Source organism: Actinomyces oricola (assembly GCF_004104015.1).
GTDB lineage: Bacteria > Actinomycetota > Actinomycetes > Actinomycetales > Actinomycetaceae > Actinomyces > Actinomyces oricola.
This window is the reverse complement of the sequence record NZ_RYFV01000010.1, coordinates 19,749-37,956: the sequence shown is the minus strand read 5'-3', so window position 1 is coordinate 37,956 and position 18,208 is coordinate 19,749. Positions and strand designations below refer to the sequence as shown.

The window sequence follows — 18,208 nt, the reverse complement described above, 5'->3', positions numbered from 1 at the left end:
TGGCAGGTAGGTGCGCGCCCGCTCCCACGAACGCGCCCCTTCCTCTGTGGTTGCCGTCTGGACCATGACCTGTCATCCCATCCCGACCCCGGGCCGTGTCGGGGCCGAGGTGGTGACGGTGCGCCGCCCGAACGCCGTGATCGGCGGCAGGCGACGTGCCCGGTTTCGCGCGGCCTGCATCCCGACCCGCAAGGGTGTGCGGGTGCGGCGGGCGAGCTCGGCTTGGAAGTCCAGGCCGCGCCCGGCGATGTTCGCCGAATGCCGCGCCATCAGATCGGTCGGTCGCACCCACTCCACGCCCCGGCCACGAACCACGGCGGCGTGCTGCTTCTCGGTGCGGGCGACCTGAGCCGCGCGCACCGCTTCCGGCATTGTCGAGGCTTCAACGGCAGGGTCGCGGTGTTCGCGCGGCACCGAGAGTGCCTCGTCGGCTGGGGTCGTCATGAGGCGCTGCGGATCGTGGCGGGGGTCGGTGTGCTGCGGGTTGTCGGTGTTCATGGGGTTGTCTCCTCCCGCTCGTCGGCGGACTCGGTGATGTCAGTAGGAAGGTGTGCGGGGGCGAACCAGCGGCCCACGGTCGAGGGATGCACGCCGAGCTCGCGGGCGATCCGCTTGTTCGACCACCCCGCCTCACGCAGCTCCCACCCCAACGCCCGACGATCCGCCGGATCGAGCGACTCGGGCCCGGCAGGAGCGGACGCCAGCACAGGGACACCCAGTAACGCGGGTACCGCGTCCAGCTCATCCGGCGCTGGGTCCGCTGAAGCGGTAGCGAGCACGGCAACCGGAGGTCGGCCAGGCGTCTCCGGTTCCGGCGCGGGGCTTGGGGTGCGGGTGAGGATGACGGTGAGGTGCGTGATCGCCAGCAGCACGACCGGGGGCACGGCGGCGACGGAGGCGGCGAGGATGCTGGGCACGTCGGCGTCGGCGGCGACGACGGCGTGGATCGCGTTCGCGGTGACCGAGACGAGCGCGCCACCGGTCAGGAGTGCCCAGGGGTACCAGGCGGAGCGTTGCCCGGCGAGAGCGACGACGGCGACGGTCGCGACGACGATGATGCCGTCCACGATCAGCGGCCACGCCCAAGCTTGCCCCGCCCCGATCCCCGAACGCGCAGCGAGATCGGCCAGCGAGGTGAACGACAGCCAGAACGCCCCGGCGGCGATGAACACCGTCCCCGCCACCGCCGTCCCCGCTGCCCAACGGCGCGGACTCGTCTTGTTCGTCACAGGCTGCCCCTCCCCGGTGAGGCCACTGGCGATGTTGCGGAGCGGCTGCACCAGCGATCAGCCCCGCGCCACGCATTGGCCGAGGGGTTGGCCTCGGGTGCGGGCTGGGTGGCGCGGTAGGCCGAGCGCACGGTCGCGGTGATCTCGCGCTCGCTGAGTCCGGCCTGCGCTGCGGCTGGGCCGAGTGCGTCGAGCGTGTCGGCGGGTGGGGTGTCGTTCTCGGCGAGGCGGCAAGCGGCCCAGAACAGGCCTCGGTTTCGATCGCCCTCACCGCGTCCGGCGACCCAGGCCGCGAGCCGTTCGGCGTCCACCGCGACCGTGCCACCGTCGTTTCGCGTCGGTGGGGTTGGTCGGGGGTCGAGGAAGTCGCGGAGGTGTGCGGCATCGACGGGTCCGACGGAGTGGGCGGCGATGTCGGCGATCTCGTAGCGTCGCAGGGTGCCGTCGATGGTGCGGCGGGAGGGCGGGGCGATGATGTAGCCGCCGTCGCCCCGGAAATCGACCCCGGCATTGGCGGCCTGCCACGACCGCTGCTCAGCGCCCGATGTGGCTGGGAAGTAGGCGTGCGCACCGCCGGTCGGGGTCCGCACCAGCAGAGCAGCCCCATCCGCCAGCCCCGCCTCGGAGGCACGACGCCAGGCAGCGCGGCCGTCGATAGGGCCGTGAACATCGACATCCACCACGACGACACCCGACGCCGCGCCGGTGGGGAGGCCGATGTTCGCGTCCGGGGTGCGCGACCACCACGCGGCAACTTGCGCGAGCGCGCTGGTCGCGTCGACGAACCCCCGGCGGGTGAGCGGTCGCTTCCCATCCGGCTCGCATGGGAACACCGGAACTCCAGCCGCTGCGAGAATGCGCGCCGCCGCGGCGAGGTCCGGTGTCCGGTCTACGCGAATGAGTGCGGCGAGAACGTCGAAGGGGTCGGGCATCACAGCCCCCGCCCTGCCAGCGCTGGCGCGGAATGTGGACGGTCAGGCTCAACCTGCCGAGAGGACGTGCGGGTCGGCTTCTCCGTCGTTGGGGTGTCGCGTTCGAGGCCGGGTGGGGTGCCGTCACCGAGCTGCGGGGTGTCGAGCTGGTCGAGGATCGCCAGCGCCGTCTTACGCGCCCGTTCGCCGGTGGCCTGCACGATCTGGGCAGGCTCTTTGTCATTGGCGCGGGCGGCCCAGGTCGAGACGTACGGGATCGTGTAGCCGTCGGTCGTCATGCCGTGCGCTGCACCGATCATCAGGGCGACGGACTCGGCTTCGACCTCGCGGATACCGCGATGCTGCCGCGCCTCCACGTCGTCGGGGTCGTGCATCCGCACATGCGCAAGCTCGTGCGCCAGCGTCTTCACTCGCGCAGCAGGAGACATGTTCTCCCGCACCGACACCGTGCGCGCTTCGTAGTCGGTGATGCCGTTCGCGCCCATGATCGCCATCTCGTCCGGCACGGAGACGACCTCGAACCCTGCTGCCTGTATCTGCCCGGTGAGCCCGTCCCAGAGCCCAGCGGGGGCTTCGCCCTCCAACAGCACCGGCGCAGGTGTGGTGGGGAGGGGTTCGCCGTCGGTCTGGGAGACGTCCCACACGTACGCCGGTCGGGCGCCGACCATGCGGGAGCGCACCACCTCACCGGGCTTCGGTTTCGCCCGCGGCCCCAGCCGCCGCCACGAACCAGAATCCGACGGCGTAGAGGTGGCGAACCTGCCCGTGACCGGAGCGAAGATCATGTAGCCGGGCTGGCCTTTCATCACCTGACGCCCCAGCGCCTGCCACTGCCGATACCCCGCGACGAGAGTGGGGAACGGCTCGGGCACACGACCGGCCTCGAACGCGACCTGGTGCTGTACCCAGATCAACAGCGTGTTGTTGAACGAGCGCGAACGGAACCTCGCCGCGAATGCGAGCGCGTTGCGCCAGTCGTCGCCGGAGACGAGCTGCTCAACCGCGTCCGTCAGCTTCTCGTGCAGGTCGTCGAGCTTCGCCTCACGCGCCGCCCGCTGCTCCGGTGTCGATGCCATGACCGGGTCTCCTCTCGCGACCGCCACGACACTCGTGGGCGCGGCGGTACACCTTGGAGGTAGGCAACCCCTCCCGCCACGGCGAGAGGGAACCTGCCGGGCCAGCCCTACTGGACGGCCCGGCATAGCGGCGCGCCTCCGTGAGGAGCCGCGCGGGAACGGCGCGGGAGACAGCATCGTTCGCCTCCTCTCTGGCGAGAGCGACCCACCCGAGCAACCTGTTGAGCATGCTCAAACAGGTCGGAGTTCCCATTGGAGCACGACCGTTGAGCATGCGCAAGCCTTGATTTGTCCATGCCCAACGAGTAGCGTTGAGCATGCACAACCGCCCTTTCGGGTGGACAACAGCGATGCCTTGCCCGTCACGAGGGAAAGGAGGTCAGCGGCCATGACCGAAGAAGAGAGCCAGGCTGCGGCAGTCGATCTCGCCAACCGCTTGCGGCTCCTGATGGACGTTGTCGAGGCCGAGTCCGGCGCAGAGCCGACCTACTCGCAGATCGCGGACTTCCTCAAAGAACGCGGCATCAACCTGTCGCGCTCGCGCTGGACGTATATGTTCAACGGCCACCGCTACGTCCAAGACCCCGCCGTCTTCGAGGGGCTCGCCGCCTACTTCGATGTCGATACCGACTTCCTCATGGGAGCCGACGGCGCTACCACGCCCGAGAAGGTCACCGCCCAACTCGACCTCGTTCGTTCCATGCGTGCGGCGAAGGTGAAGTCCTACGCCGCCCGTACCCTCGGTGACATCTCACCGAAAGCACTCCACGCCATCACCAAGTTCCTGGATGAGGAAATGACACACATGCCTGAGCACTGACAGGTATCGCGTAACGCGACGCCGATACCGGCCACGTGCTCTCCACCGAGAGGGGTGCACCGTGAATATCGAGCAGACCGTATCGGCGGCCGTCGCGGACCTCCAGCTCGGCCAGACCTTCACCCTCGACGATCTCATCCAGGCTATCCAGGCCCGACGAGGGCGACCATTGAAGGTCTACGAACGCGATGACCTCGACACCAGCGACGGCATCTGCGCGCTCTGGTTCGCCATCGAGGAGGCCGACGTGATCCTCCTGGCGCGAACCGACTCGACGCTCCACCGCCAGCAGTTCGTGCTCCACGAGCTCGCGCACCTCATCCTCGGCCACTGCGACGGGGAAGACTGCGCCGCCGTGGACATGCTGCTACCCGACATCCCACCGGACACCGTCGCCCGTCTCCTCAGACGGCAAGACCTCGACTGCGAAACCGAGATCGCCGCCGAAACCCTCGCCGACCGCCTCGCCGCAGGCATCCGCGGACACGCCTTCGCCGAGTCCCGCTACTGGGAGGTCTTCGGATGACCCAGACCCTCGTCGCAGCCCTGATGTGGGTGCTCGTGGCGAGCCTGCTCATCATCCGTCGGAAACGCGCAGACCGCAGCGTCACCTACGCCGCTATCGCCATCGCGATCGCGATGACGGCCAACGTCGATGCTGTCTACGAGTCCGTCGATCCGCTCCTGGGCAGCACAAACATCGCCACCCTGATTGCCGACGCGGTGCTGATGATCGGGCTGTTCTTCCTCGGCCGCGCCGTCATGCACACCGGCGAACACCGCCCCCGCGTCGTACGCGCCGCCCTGAGCCTGCCCATCCTGCTGCTGTCACTGGCCGCGATCATCGCCGCGTTCGCGTTCATCGACCGCGGCCCGACCACCACCAGGTTCATGGTCGACCTCGGCGCACAGCCCGCGACGGCGGTCTACTCGATCATCAACTTCACCTACTGCGGCATCGTGATCGCCGCAATGCTGATCCTCGCCGCCCGCCAGTACCGGAGCAACCACGGCATCCAGCGCCTCCCCGCCGCGCTCCTGACCATCGGCTCGGCCTTCGGGGTGCTGCTCTGCCTCGCCGTCATCGTCATGGACATCGCCCACGTGACAGGTCAGCTCACCCTGCTGCGGACAGTCCAGCCCACCTACTCACCTTTGTCGCTGATGACCTTCCTATTCCTGTGCGCAGGCTTCACCGCACAACCAGCGATTCGACGCGGCCGCCAATACACACGCCGTCGCCGTACCGCGGGGCTCTCCGCCGAGATCGAGCCGCTCTGGGAACGAGCCACCCGAGAACGTCCAGGCCTCAGCCACGTCGAACCACTCGCGGCCAGCGACGAGCCAGAAGCACGTCTCCACCGCAGGATCGTCGAAATCCGCGACGCCATCATCGACGGACGCGTCGCCTTCACCATCACCGACGACGAGCGCGCACTACTCCAAGCCGCCGAACAGCACCTCCTCGGCCATGTCCAGGCAGCCGCCACCCCCACTCGGCCGAGCGACCCGATCGTGGGAGAACGCGCCGCTGAGGCCAGTAGGGAGCGTGCTCCATGAAACGCACCGTCACTCTTGGAGTCGGACTCATCGCCGCCAGCGCACTCGGTGCTGGGTGGGCCATCGCACGACGCCTCACAGCACCCGCCGAGCCGCGCATCTTCGACCTCACCATCCGCGACATCGAACACGACGACGAGACTCAGCAGATCGTTCTCGACCGCACGCCGCAGACCACCACCGACGGCATCTACAACCTCTGGATCGAACGCGGCGGCTGGGCACGACTCTCCGCAGAAGCGACCGACCGCGGGCCGCACCGGATCGCCCGCACCGTCGCCGGCACCTCGCTGGAGCTGAAACTCGCGACCGGTCACCGTGCCTCGTGGAGCGGCATCTACTACGCCACCCCACCCGACGCCGGACTCAACGCACGCGACATCACCATCACCACCCCCACCGGCCCGTGCCCGGCCTGGCGCATCGACGGCGACCCCTCCATATGGGCCATCCACATCCACGGACTCGGCAGCACCCGCGCCGGAACCCTCCGCGGCGCCCAAGTCGCCACCGAACTCGGCTACACCTCCCTCGTCGTCACCTACCGAAACACCACCGAAGGCCCCCGCGTCGGCACCGGCCGATCAACCCTCGGCCACACCGAGACCGCAGACGTAGACGAAGCCATCGGATACACCGTCCGACGAGGAGCCCAACGGATCGTCCTCTTCGGCTGGTCAATGGGAGCCGCCATCGCCCTCCAACTCGCCGCCCGACCTCGCCACGACGGCCTCATCACCGCACTCGTCCTCGACTCACCCGTCCTCGACTGGACCGAGACCATCAAGGCCAACTGCGCCCGCAGCGGACTCCCAACCGCAGCTAGCCACTTCGCCACCCCCTGGCTCACCACCGGCCCGCTCGCGCGCATGGTCGGGCTGCCCGAGCCTGTCCCGCTCCGCCAGTTCGACTGGATCACTCGCGCCGCCGACCTCGCGATCCCGACTCTCATCCTTCACGGCACGAGGGACAGCTCCGCACCCATCCGGCTCTCGCAAGCACTCCGCGACCGACGGCCCGACCTCGTGACACTGGAGACCTTCGATGCCGACCACACGCTCGCATGGAACTCTGATCCCGAGCGGTGGCGCTCCGCAGTGACAGCCTGGCTCCGTGGCCGACCCTCACCCTGATCGCTTTGACTCGCGGCACCTGTCTCCTTCGGCCACGCCCGGACAAACCCAGTTCAAGCGGCACAACTCCCGATACGATGGAAGATGTTGGCCCGCCCGGGTCACGGAGTGCGAGGGAGGACCAACGTGGCTGAGCCGTGGCTGTCCGCAGACGACATCGCCGCCCACCTCGGGGTCACCAAAGACACCGTCTACACCTGGATCGCCGAGAAGGCCATGCCCGCCCACAAGGTCGGCCGCCTCTGGAAGTTCCAAGCCAGCGAGATCGACGACTGGGTACGCCGAGGCGGCGCAGCCGCCGATTCCGACCCATCCCCGCCAGGGTGATCGTTCCGCTCGACTTGAGCCGCTGCTGACACTTTGTCGGTGGCACCCCATATCCTGATCCACTGCCCAAAACCCGGAAGGAGGCATCCCGTGACAGAAGCAACAACCGACGAGACGTTGACGCTCGCAACCCTGCGCGCGGGCCAGCGCCTCCGAGGCCTGGTGCCGGGCCAGACCGTCACGCTGATCGCCATCGACCCCATCGACGCCGGACTGTTCGAGGTCTTCTACCGAGACGATTCCGGCCGCAGTGGAGCCCGCGCAATCACCGATGCCGACGCGGCGCGCTTCGAGATCGCGGGCGACTTCGACTCTGCTCCGGCCTACGACGCAGACCCGGACGAGTTCCGGCTCGCGGCCGAGGCCCTGCGCATCAAGTACGCAGCCCTGTACGACCCGATGGTCGCGGTCAACAGCTCCGACGTTGACCCGCTGCCGCACCAGATTCGCGCGGTCTACGAGGAGCTGCTGCCGCGCATCCCGCTGCGGTTCCTGCTCGCGGACGATCCCGGCGCGGGCAAGACGATCATGGCCGGCCTGTACCTGAAGGAGCTGATCCTGCGCTCGGACTGCGAGCGCGCGATCATCGTCGCTCCCGGTGGGCTGGTCGAACAGTGGCGGGAAGAACTGTCGCAGAAGTTCGACCTGCGCTTCGAGGTGTTCAGCCGCCAGATGGTCGATGACGCCCAGGGCCGCAACGTCTTCGCCGAGCACCCGTTCCTAATCGCCCGCATGGACCAGCTCTCGCGCAGCGAAGACCTGATCGAGCAGCTCAGCGAGGTCACCTGGGATGTCGCCGTCGTGGACGAAGCGCATCGCATGTCGGCGCACTACTCGTCGTGGGCGGGCGAGGTCGATGAGACCAGACGGTTCAAACTCGGACGCCTGCTGGCCGAGACTGCGCACAACTTCCTGTTGATGACCGCGACCCCGCACGCGGGTAAGGAAGAGGACTTCCAACTGTTCATGTCGCTGCTGGACCGCGACCGCTTCGAGGGCCAGTACCGCCAAGGCGTGCACCGCACCGACACCCACGGCCTGATGCGCCGCATGGTGAAGGAAGACCTGCTCACCTTCGAGGGCAAGCCACTGTTCCCCGAACGCAAGGCCTACACCGTCGAATACGAGCTCAGCCCTGCCGAGCGGGAACTCTATGAACTGGTCACCGACTACGTCCGCACCGAGATGGGACGAGCCGAGCGGATCGCTCAGGCGGGCGACAAGAAGCGCGGCAACAACGTCGGCTTCGCGCTCACCGTGCTCCAGCGACGCCTGGCATCCAGCCCCGAAGCAATCCTGCGGTCACTGGAACGACGCCAACAGCGCCTCGACACGAAACTGCGCGACATGCAGCGCGTCACCGAGACGGCCCGCCTGACCGGGACCATCGCCCACCTGCCAGTTGATGATGCCGCGCTCCCGGCCTTCTCGATTGAAGACTTCGAGGACTTCGACGAGGAGACCACCGACGAAGAACGCGCCCAGTGGGAGGAACAAGCCGACCAGGTTGTCGATCTCGCGACCGCGGCGCAGACGATCCCCGAGCTGCGGGCGGAGATCGCGATCCTCGAAGACCTCATCAAGGTCGCCCGCCGCGTCCGGCTGCAAGACGACGACAAGAAGTGGGTGCAGCTCCGCACCATCCTCGACGAGCAGCTCCTCACCCACGACGGTTCCGGCGACGCGCGCAAGATCATCATCTTCACCGAGCACCGCGACACGCTCGACTACCTGCACGCCAAGATCACCGCTCAGTTCGGGCGCGCGGACTCGGTCATCACGATCCACGGCGGCACCCGCCGCGAGGATCGCAAGCTCGCCCGCGAACGCTTCACCCACAACCCCGACACCGTGGTCCTGCTCGCCACCGACGCCGCCGGTGAAGGACTGAACCTTCAACGCGCGCACCTGATGGTGAACTACGACCTGCCGTGGAACCCAAACCGCATCGAGCAGCGCTTCGGACGCATCCACCGCATCGGCCAGCGCGAAGTCTGCCACCTGTGGAACATGGTCGCCCGAGACACCCGCGAGGGCGACGTGTTCACCCGGCTGCTGGCGAAGATCGACCAGATGTCGATCGCCTACAACGGCAACCTGTTCAACGTGCTCGGCGACGCCGACGCCTTCCAAGAACGCTCACTGCGCGACCTGCTGATCGAGGCAATCCGCTACGGCGACCAGCCCCAAGTCAAGGCCAAACTCGACCGCATCATCGACGCCGGAGTCTCCCACGGACTCGATGAGATGCTCGCCGAACGAGCACTCCACCCCGAAATGTTCAGCGCACTCAACCTCGACGAGGTCCGGGCACGAATGGAGAAAGCGCGCGAACGTCGACTCCAACCCGGCTACATCGCCGCCTTCTTCATCCCCGCGCTCACACGACTCGGCGGACGCATCCGCAAGCGCGAGAAGGGCCGCTACGAGATCACCCGCGTCCCCGCCCGCGTGATCGACACCGCGCGTCGCCTCAATCGGTGGGCACCCGTCGCCGAGCAGTACGAGCGCATCACCTTCGAGCTCGCGCGCATGCACCCCGACGGGCTCGCCGACGCCTCCCTCATCGCACCCGGGCACCCGCTACTGCATGCCGTGATCGAAGCGACCATCGATGACCTCGGCCCCACCCTCAAGCAAGGCACGGTGCTCGTTGACCGCCGCACCAAGCAGACCAACGCGCCAATGCTGATGTTCAGCGTCGAGCAGCGCATCGAGAACACCGCAGCCGACGCCGATACCGTCTCCCACCACTTCGACTACCCCCTCCTCGAACAAGACGGCACCGTCACCGTCTCCGCCGCCCCGCCCTATCTCGACTACGACCGCCCCGAACCCGGGGAGGCAGAAACGATCACCGAAATCGTCAGCAGTGACTGGGCGCGGCAGCACCACGAGAAGATCGTGCGCGCCTGGGCCTACCGTGAAGGGCTCCAGCCCCGCATGGACGAGATCAAAACCCGACTCGACATCGAAACGGCGCGAACTCGGGCGCAGGTGAAGGATCGGCTGCTGGCCGAAATCAACCACTGGGACCGCGAACACAACCGACTCGAAGCACTCGAACGCGCAGGAACCGTCGGCAGACTCCGCGCCGAGACCGCACTCGTCCGCGCACGCCAGCTCGACGAACGACTGAACCACCGGCTCGAACAACTCGACGAGGCCACCAACCTTGTTGCCGTACCTGCCGTGATCCGTGGTGCCGCACTCGTCATCCCCAGCGACATCCTCGCCACAGACGAAGCCCCCGCGCCGCAGACCTTCGCTCGGCAGACCGAGGAAGTCGAACGCCGCGCCGTCGACGCCGTGCTCGCCGCTGAACGTGCGCTCGGACGAGAGCCGGTCGAGATGCCGCGCAACAACCCCGGCTACGACATCCAGTCCACCGACAGCCAAGGCTTCGTCCACTACATCGAGGTCAAAGGCCGGATCGAAGGCTCCGACACCTTCACGATCACCACCAACGAAATCACCTTCGCCCAGACCCAGGGAGACAGACACCGGCTAGCCCTGGTCGAAGTATCCACCAGCGGCCCGGAGCAAGATCAGCTGCGCTACGTCAGCGACGCCTTCACCCACCTCGAACCATCCGCCACCACTCGTTCCTACAACGAGGTCTGGCGCGACTACTGGGAACGCGGAGGACCACCGCGATGACCCACACCACCGACAACCAGACCAGCGCTAGCGAGAGAAGTACCGTGACCGACGCACCCAAGAAGAAGCTCATCGAAGTCTCGCTGCCACTCGAAACAATCAACGGTGCTTCTGCACGTGAAAAGTCCATCCGACATGGGCACCCATCGACTCTGCACCTTTGGTGGTCGCGCAAGCCGCTGGCAACAGCGCGGGCTGTGCTGTTCGCGCAACTCGTCGATGACCCGTCCTCGCGGCCTGACTTGTTCCCTTCCGTTGCCGACCAAGACCTTGAACGCGCTCGCCTTCACGGACTGTTGTCCCAGCTCGTCTCGTGGGAGAACTCGAACGATCGAGAACTACTCGACGCAGCGCGGAAGGAAATCCGGGCCTCGAACGGCGGGGTTCTACCGACCATCCTGGATCCGTTCGCGGGTGGTGGCTCGATACCTCTGGAAGCTCAGCGGTTGGGTCTGTCTGCCGAGGCTTCCGACCTCAACCCGGTGGCCGTCCTCCTCAACAAGGCGCTAGTTGACATCCCGCCGAGATTTAGCGGTCTGTCTCCAGTCAACCCGCAAGCTAAGAATCAAATGACGGGATGGAACGGGGCGGAAGGCCTTGCTGAGGACGTCCGCCGCTACGGCGAGTGGCTGCGAGATGAGGCTTTCAAGCAGGTGGGTGACCTGTACCCCACGGTAACCGCTCCGGGCGGTACTCAGCACACTGTATTGGCCTGGAAGTGGGCTCGCACCGTCGCAAACCCCAATCCCGCGAACCCTATTGAGACGCCTCTCATCAACACATGGTGGCTCAGCAAGAAGAAGGGAGCGGAGTTCTTCGTAAGGGCGTCGGTCGAGAACGGTTCGGTCCACTATGAAGTCGTCAGTGGAAAGCCGCATGAGTCCAGCCCAGACGGCACCATAACTAGTACTGGAGCCACGTCGGTCGGCGATGGGACAGCGATCGAGTTTCCTTATATTCGAAGGGAAGCGTCAGCGGGCCGGATGGGTGCTGCACTCGTTGCCATCGTGGCGGAAGCCAAGAGAGGCAGGCTGTACCTGAGCCCCACCGAGGCCCATGAGGCTGCGGCGCAAGTGGAGCGTCCCGACGATCCAGCTTGTGCTGTGCCACTGCCGGACAAGGCTCTTGGTTTCAGGATCGGACCGTACGGCTTTCAGAACTGGTCGGACCTCTTCACGAATCGTCAGTTGAGGACGCTCCTCACTCTGAGTGATCTCGTTGCTGTGGTGCGCGAACGAGTCTTGAACGATGCGCTGGCGCGGGGCATGGACGAGGGTTCAACTCTCGAATCTGGGGGCCACGGGGCGGTCGCGTACGCGGACGCTGTGGCAATCTATCTGGCTTTGGGCATCAGCCGTTTCACTGACTACTCGAACTCGTTCGCAACGTGGGATTCCTCGCGCGACTCCGCCACGCATTTGTTTACGCGTCAGGCAATTTCGATGATCTGGTCGTACGTCGAGGTGAACCCTTTTTCTTCGTCTTCGGGTAACTTCCTTGGTCAACTGGAGTGGGTCGCGAAGGCGCTTGAGCGACTTCCTGCTTCAGGATCAGGGGAGGCGCGTATAGCCGACGCGGCGACGCGCGACTATACCGGCTCTGTAGTCTCAACGGATCCGCCGTACTACGACTACATCGGATATGCCGATCTGGCCGACTACTTCTATGTTTGGCTGCGCAGGAGTGTGGGCGATGTTCTCCCGTCGACGTTTGGAACAATGCTCGCTCCTAAGTCCCAAGAGCTAGTCGCTAACCCGCATCGACACGGGGGAAAGGAAGGTGCCGAGAAGTTCTTCGTCCACGGGTTCAACGGGGTATTCTCTCGGATTCGCGAGACGGCCGACACTTCGGCACCGATGACCGTCTACTACGCCTATAAGCAACAGGACGCGAAGGCAGACGGCGCGACTTCGACCGGCTGGCACACGGTGCTTACGGGCCTCATCGAGGCAGGATGGGAGATTTCCGCGACCTGGCCGATGCGGAGCGAACTTGCCAATAGACCCCGATCGCAACGCAGCAATGCACTGGCGTCGTCAATCCTGCTGGCCTGTCGGCCACGACCCACGAACGCAGAAGCGATCTCCCGTCGCGCATTCGTCAGCACACTCAAGGCCGAGCTTCCCGACGCGTTGCGGAAACTCATGCAAGGAACCATCGCTCCGGTTGATCTTGCACAGGCAGCAATCGGCCCTGGCATCTCCGTGTTCTCCCGCTATGCCCGCGTGCGGGAGGCAGATGGGTCCGACATGAGCGTGCGGGACGCACTTCTGCTTATCAACGCCACCCTGGACGAAGTGCTTGGAGAGCAAGAGTCTGACTTCGATCCTGATACGCGGTTCGCTGTCAAGTGGTATCGGCAGTTCGGTTGGGATCAGGAGAGTTCCGGGGTAGCCGACCAACTCGCCCGTTCTTCAGACACGTCCATTGGTGCTCTTGAACGCGGCGGCATCTTTGAGGCAAAGGGAGGAAAGGCCCGCCTGCTCTCGCCGTCCCAGATGGAAGACCGGTGGGACGTTGCAGCCGACGAACGCGTCAGCGTCTGGGAAGCCACTGTTCGTCTGGCTGCGGTGATGGCGAAGGATGGTGCCGACAAGGTGGCGGAGTTGCTGCCGTCGGTGCAGACGCGCGTGAACCTGGATGCGGTCAAGGAGCTGGGCTTCCTGCTGTTCCACGAGGCAGAGAAGAAGAAGGACACGAAGGACGCGATCCTCTTCAACGGTCTGGTGAGCGCCTGGGGCGACGTGAACGAGCAGGCACGCAAGTTCGCCGCGACGCCGCGTTCGTCGCAGCAGGAGTTCGACTTCGACGAGGACGAGGATTAGGGCATGGCTCATAACCCGGACGAAGCCCAGATTGGTGCCACGGTGAGGCACCAATCTGACGATGGTCTTTCTCCGTTCCGTGCCATCGCGGAGTCCGTCAGCGCCGAAGGTGGCGATCTCGTGGAGCGGGTGTCTGCGCTGATCGATCAAGCGCAGTCCTTCGCGGCCGCGCAGGTGAACGCGACCCTGACACTGCGGAACTGGTACATCGGGCGGGTGATCGACGTGGCCGTGCTTCACGAAGACCGTGCCGGGCACGACCAGGAAGTTATCGCCTCACTGGGGCGACAACTGACCGCTCGGTACGGTCGAGGTTTCGAGCGGGCCAACCTCTACCGGATGGTTCAGTTCTCGCAGGCCTTCCCGGACGCCGAACTTGTCGCCTCACTGGGGCGACAAGTTAGCTGGACCCACTTCAAGACACTGTTGCCAGTGTCGAGTCCCGAGGCGAGAGCGTTCTATGTGAAGGAGACCATCGAGCGCCGACTCGGTGTTCGCGATCTGCGCCGGGCCATCGAGCGCAAAGCCTTCGAGCGTCGGGAGATCGCTGACTCGCAGATTCCAGAGGGATCGGCGGTGCCACTCGATGCCTTCCGCGATCCGATGCTGTTGGACATGCTGGGGCTTGCCGACACCTTCTTGGAGCGGGACCTCGAAGCCGCGCTCCGCCGTGACATGGAGTCCTTCCTGCTAGAGGTGGGGCGCGGGTGGGCGTTCGTTGGACGGCAGAAGCGCATGACGTTCGACGGCGATGACTACTACCTCGACTTGCTGTTCTACTCGCGACCGCTGCGCCGGTTGATCGCCGTGGAGTTGAAGGTCGGCAAGTTCAAGCCGAGCTACCAGGGGCAGATGAACTTCTATCTCAAGTGGCTGGATCGGCACGAGCGTCAGGCGGATGAGAACCCACCGATCGGTCTGATCCTGTGTACCGCGGCGAGCCGCGACCAGATCGAGCTGCTGGAGATGCACAAGGACGGGATCGTCGTCGCGGAGTACTGGACGGCACTGCCGCCAAAGGCCGAGCTTGAGGCCAAGATCAGGGAAATCTACCGAGAGGCCCAAGAACGGCTCGCTCGTAGACAGCTCGCAGCAGGCGGAGACGACAACGGTGATGAGTAGCAGGGATTGGCCGCTGTGGGGCGTGCCCACGACAGTCGTAGGTAGTAGGTGATAGGAGACAGCGATGGCGATGAACAACCGAGATCGAGTGGGCAAAGCGTTCGACCTGCTCTCCGAAGGGCTGCTCGACGAGGTCGATGAGGTCATGACGCGCGCCTACAAGACCCCTGACTGGCCTGCCGCGTGGGCGAAGGAAGACGCCCAGCGCCGGGGCGGCCCGCTGCGCACGATGACGAAACACGACGTTCAGGTGCAGCTTCGCGCCATCACGGAGCAGGGCTACCACTTCAAGGACGTGCTCTCCCGCGCCCAGCAGGGCTTCGCGTCCGAGCTGCGGGAGACCCGGAACCTGTGGGCGCACAACGAGCCCTTCAGCTCGGATGATGCCGCCCGCGCGCTGGACACGATTGAGCGGCTGCTCCACGCCGTCGGCGCGGTCGATTCCGCTGAGGACGTGCGAAAGTTGCGCGTCGATCTGCAGCGCACGGTGTTCGAGGATCAGACCCGTAAGCAGGTCAAGCGCACCAAGGTGTCCCTCGATCCGGGCTCTGGGCTGCGGCCGTGGCGTGAGGTGATCCGGCCTCACGATGACGTGGCTCGTGGCGCGTTCACTGCTTCGGAGTTCGCGGCCGATCTGCACCTGGTCCACACTGGGCAGGCGACCAGCCCGGAGTATGGCGATCCTGTCGAGTTCTTCACCCGCACCTATCTCACCGAGGGTCTGCGTGATCTGCTGTCGCGTGCGCTGCGGAGGGTGAATGGTGAGGCTGGGGCGAGCCCGGTGGTGAACCTTCAGACCAACTTCGGTGGCGGGAAGACCCACTCGATGCTCGCGCTGTATCACCTGTTCAGTGGTACATCTGCGAAGGACTTCCCGCAGGAACTTCAAGAACTGATCGCGGCGAACGGCAACCCCGACCTTGGCGCGCTTGATGTCAAGCGTGTCGCTCTGGTCGGCACCTATCTGAAGGCCGGCTCGCCGATCATCAAGGATGACGGCACCGAGGTCCGGACGCTGTGGGGCGAGCTGGCATGGCAGTTGGGTGGCCGCGAGGCCTACGACCTGATCGCCGAGGACGATCGCGCCGGCACCAACCCTGGCGAGGCGCTTCGCACCCTGATCGTGCGGTACTCGCCGTCGCTGATCCTGATCGACGAATGGGTCGCGTACGCGCGGCAGCTCGTCACCGACAAGGAGCTCCCGTCGGGGTCGTTCGAAACACAGTTCACTTTCGCCCAGTCACTGACCGAGATCGTGCGGTCTGTGCCGGGTGTGATGCTCGTGGTGTCGATCCCGGCCTCCGATACCGGCACCGAGGGCCGCGGCAGTGACATCGAGATCGGTGGCGCGAACGGTCAACTCGCGCTGGAGCGTCTTCAGAACGTGATTCGTCGTGTCGCGGACCAGTGGCGCCCATCGAGCAAGGACGAGTCGTTCGAGATCGTTCGCCGCCGCCTGTTCCAGGCACCAAACGCCGAGGGACTCACCACCATCTCGGCGGTGGCGCGCAGCTTCGCCAACCTGTACCGGAACAACACCGCACTGTTCCCTCGCGACGCGGCGTCGCCGAACGACGACTACGAGAAGCGCATCCGCGCCTCATACCCGCTGCACCCCGAACTGCTCGACCGGCTGTATGAGGACTGGTCGACGTTGGAGCGGTTCCAGCGCACCCGCGGTGTGCTGAAGCTCGTCTCGTCGATCGTGCACGAGCTGTGGGCGTCCAATGACACCTCGCCGCTGATCCTGCCCGGCAACGTTCCGCTCGATGCGACGACCGTGAACACGGACCTGACGCAGTACCTCGAAGATCAGTGGAAGCCGATCATCGACTCTGACATCGACGGGCCCGGATCGACCGCGCAGCAGATCGACCTCGACCGACCGAACCTGGGCCAGCGGTTCGTCACCCAGCGCATCGCCCGCTCGATCTTCATGGGCGCGGCCCCCCGGATCAAGAGCAGCCGCAAGGGACTCGACAAGCAGTACCTCTGGCTCGGCACCGCGATCCCTGGCGACACGCTCGGGAACTTCGGCAGCGCCGTTGAGCTGCTCGCCCAGCGGTCGACGTACTTCTACGAGGAACAGGGCCACTACTGGTTCGACACCCAACCGTCGGTCACGAAGACCGCGAACGACTACGCCGAGCGACTCCGCGAGGATGTCGAGACGGTGTGGAACGAGATCAGCCGCCGCCTCCAAGGAGAAGAGAAGGCACGCGGCGTGTTCGACCGCGTACACATCGCCCCGTCGTCCTCCGCGGACATTCCCGATCTTGAGGACACGCGCCTGGTAATCGCTCATCCGCGGCATGCCCGCCGCAAGCAGGACGGAGCCGACTCGGCGGCGCACGCATGGGTCCGCGACGCTATCGAGAGGAAGGGCGCGAGCCAGCGCATCCACCGCAACACGCTGATCTTCCTGCTCGCAGACAAGAGCGAACTGGAAAGCCTCGAAGCCGCCACCCGCAGCTACCTCGGCTGGAAGCGTGTGCAGGCCACCAGCGACAGCCTCAACCTCTCCGCACAGCAGCGCAAGCAGACCGACGACTGGGTGGGACGCCTCGACCAGACCGTCTCAGACCGAATCCGCGACACCTTCGTCTGGGCCGTCTACCCCGAACAGTTCGACCCAACCAAGCCCTTCGAGCTCGTTGCTGACCGCGTGCCCGACTCCGGCGGCCGTTCCCTCGCGGAACGGGTCGGCACCAAGCTCGGACGTGAAGACCAACTCGTCACCGACTTCGGCGCGCCGATCCTCGGCGCCACCCTGCACAACGAACTCGGTGCACTCTGGCACGACGCAGGAGAAATCAGTGTTGGTGAGCTGTGGGGGTACTTCACCCGCTACACCTATCTACCCCGCCTCGTCCGACGCGAAGTGCTCGACGGTGCGATCCAGCAGGCGCTGACCACCGTGCTTGTAGACAGCGAACGTTTCGGCATCGCGGCAGGCAAGGACACCGACACCGGCCGCTACCGCGGACTCCTCGTGCCGCCCGACCCGAACGCCAGCATCCAGGTCACGAACAGCACCCTGCTCATCGACGCCGACAAGGCCCAGGAACAGCTCGACGCAGACCGGGCAGCAGCCCGAGAAGCCGCTGCCCGGCAGACAGAAGACGGTGCCGAGGGTGTCGGCCCGGTGGACTTCGCATGGACTGGAACCCATGACCCTGCTTCCGACAGCGACGCGCTGTCTCCGGCCGAGTCTGCGCTCGAAGCAGCGCTTGCGCGATTCTTCGGCTCGGTCAGGATCGACCCCGACCGCTACTCCCGCGACATCGGCAACGTCACCCGTGAGGTCATCGACCGCCTCTCCGGAGCGGGTGCACGCTTGGAGATCACCATCGACATCCAAGCCACCAAGCCCGAAGGCTTTGACGAGGCAGAGGTCCGCACCATCAGCGAGAACGCCCGCGTCCTGAAGTTCGACCCGAGCTCGGGCTTCGAGAAGAGCTGAGGTCGGCGGTGGCTCGATTCGGAAATGATCAGGCGAACATCGGTCGCCTCGACGTTCGCAC

13 protein-coding genes are annotated in these 18,208 nt (G+C 65.8%); 9 read left to right on the top strand and 4 right to left on the bottom strand.

What is annotated here, in order from left to right; translation table 11 throughout:
- Positions 1-72: 72 nt before the first annotated feature.
- From EUC46_RS05615 to EUC46_RS05600, 4 genes are read right to left on the bottom strand one after another with little or no spacing between them, the layout of a single operon-like run.
- Entirely contained in the window at positions 73-498 is a 426-nt protein-coding gene (locus EUC46_RS05615; RefSeq protein WP_128773212.1) for a hypothetical protein, read from the bottom strand.
- A complete protein-coding gene (locus tag EUC46_RS05610) occupies positions 495-1,229 on the bottom strand; it encodes a DUF2637 domain-containing protein (protein ID WP_128773211.1) in 735 nt (244 codons plus the stop codon). Before EUC46_RS05610 ends, EUC46_RS05615 begins: the two co-directional genes overlap by 4 nt.
- Positions 1,226-2,161 (bottom strand): bifunctional DNA primase/polymerase, encoded by a 936-nt coding sequence (locus EUC46_RS05605; protein ID WP_128773253.1) that lies wholly within the window; start codon positions 2,159-2,161, stop codon positions 1,226-1,228. Before EUC46_RS05605 ends, EUC46_RS05610 begins: the two co-directional genes overlap by 4 nt.
- The gene (locus EUC46_RS05600) at positions 2,161-3,237 is read right to left on the bottom strand and encodes an ArdC-like ssDNA-binding domain-containing protein (protein WP_128773210.1); all 1,077 of its coding nucleotides are present in this window, start codon (positions 3,235-3,237) and stop codon (positions 2,161-2,163) included. The genes EUC46_RS05605 and EUC46_RS05600 overlap by 1 nt, the downstream gene beginning before the upstream one ends.
- Before the next feature lie 388 nt (positions 3,238-3,625).
- Between EUC46_RS05600 and EUC46_RS05595 the strand changes: the two genes are divergently transcribed.
- The 9 genes from EUC46_RS05595 (at position 3,626) to EUC46_RS05555 (ending at position 18,147) form a co-directional block, all read left to right on the top strand.
- Complete coding sequence (locus EUC46_RS05595; protein WP_128773209.1) at positions 3,626-4,057, top strand: hypothetical protein; 432 nt, start codon at positions 3,626-3,628, stop codon at positions 4,055-4,057.
- Positions 4,058-4,118: 61 nt separating this feature from the next.
- Positions 4,119-4,583: a hypothetical protein gene (locus tag EUC46_RS05590; RefSeq protein WP_128773208.1), complete on the top strand. Its 465-nt coding sequence runs from the start codon at positions 4,119-4,121 to the stop codon at positions 4,581-4,583.
- Positions 4,580-5,617, top strand: a complete 1,038-nt coding sequence (locus EUC46_RS05585) for an MAB_1171c family putative transporter (RefSeq protein ID WP_128773207.1) — start codon at positions 4,580-4,582, stop codon at positions 5,615-5,617. The genes EUC46_RS05590 and EUC46_RS05585 overlap by 4 nt, the downstream gene beginning before the upstream one ends.
- Complete coding sequence (locus EUC46_RS05580) at positions 5,614-6,750, top strand: alpha/beta hydrolase family protein (RefSeq protein WP_128773206.1); 1,137 nt, start codon at positions 5,614-5,616, stop codon at positions 6,748-6,750. Before EUC46_RS05585 ends, EUC46_RS05580 begins: the two co-directional genes overlap by 4 nt.
- Positions 6,751-6,876: 126 nt before the next feature.
- Entirely contained in the window at positions 6,877-7,077 is a 201-nt protein-coding gene (locus EUC46_RS05575; RefSeq protein WP_128773205.1) for a helix-turn-helix domain-containing protein, read from the top strand.
- Positions 7,078-7,167: 90 nt separating this feature from the next.
- Positions 7,168-10,737: a helicase-related protein gene (locus EUC46_RS05570; protein ID WP_128773204.1), complete on the top strand. Its 3,570-nt coding sequence runs from the start codon at positions 7,168-7,170 to the stop codon at positions 10,735-10,737.
- Complete coding sequence (locus EUC46_RS05565) at positions 10,734-13,562, top strand: DUF1156 domain-containing protein (protein WP_206645911.1); 2,829 nt, start codon at positions 10,734-10,736, stop codon at positions 13,560-13,562. Before EUC46_RS05570 ends, EUC46_RS05565 begins: the two co-directional genes overlap by 4 nt.
- A gap of 3 nt (positions 13,563-13,565) precedes the next feature.
- Positions 13,566-14,684, top strand: coding sequence for a PDDEXK nuclease domain-containing protein (locus EUC46_RS05560; protein ID WP_128773203.1), 1,119 nt, complete (start codon positions 13,566-13,568; stop codon positions 14,682-14,684).
- 64 nt (positions 14,685-14,748) lie between these two features.
- The gene (locus EUC46_RS05555; RefSeq protein WP_128773202.1) at positions 14,749-18,147 is read left to right on the top strand and encodes a Swt1 family HEPN domain-containing protein; all 3,399 of its coding nucleotides are present in this window, start codon (positions 14,749-14,751) and stop codon (positions 18,145-18,147) included.
- The last annotated feature ends 61 nt before the right edge of the window (positions 18,148-18,208 follow it).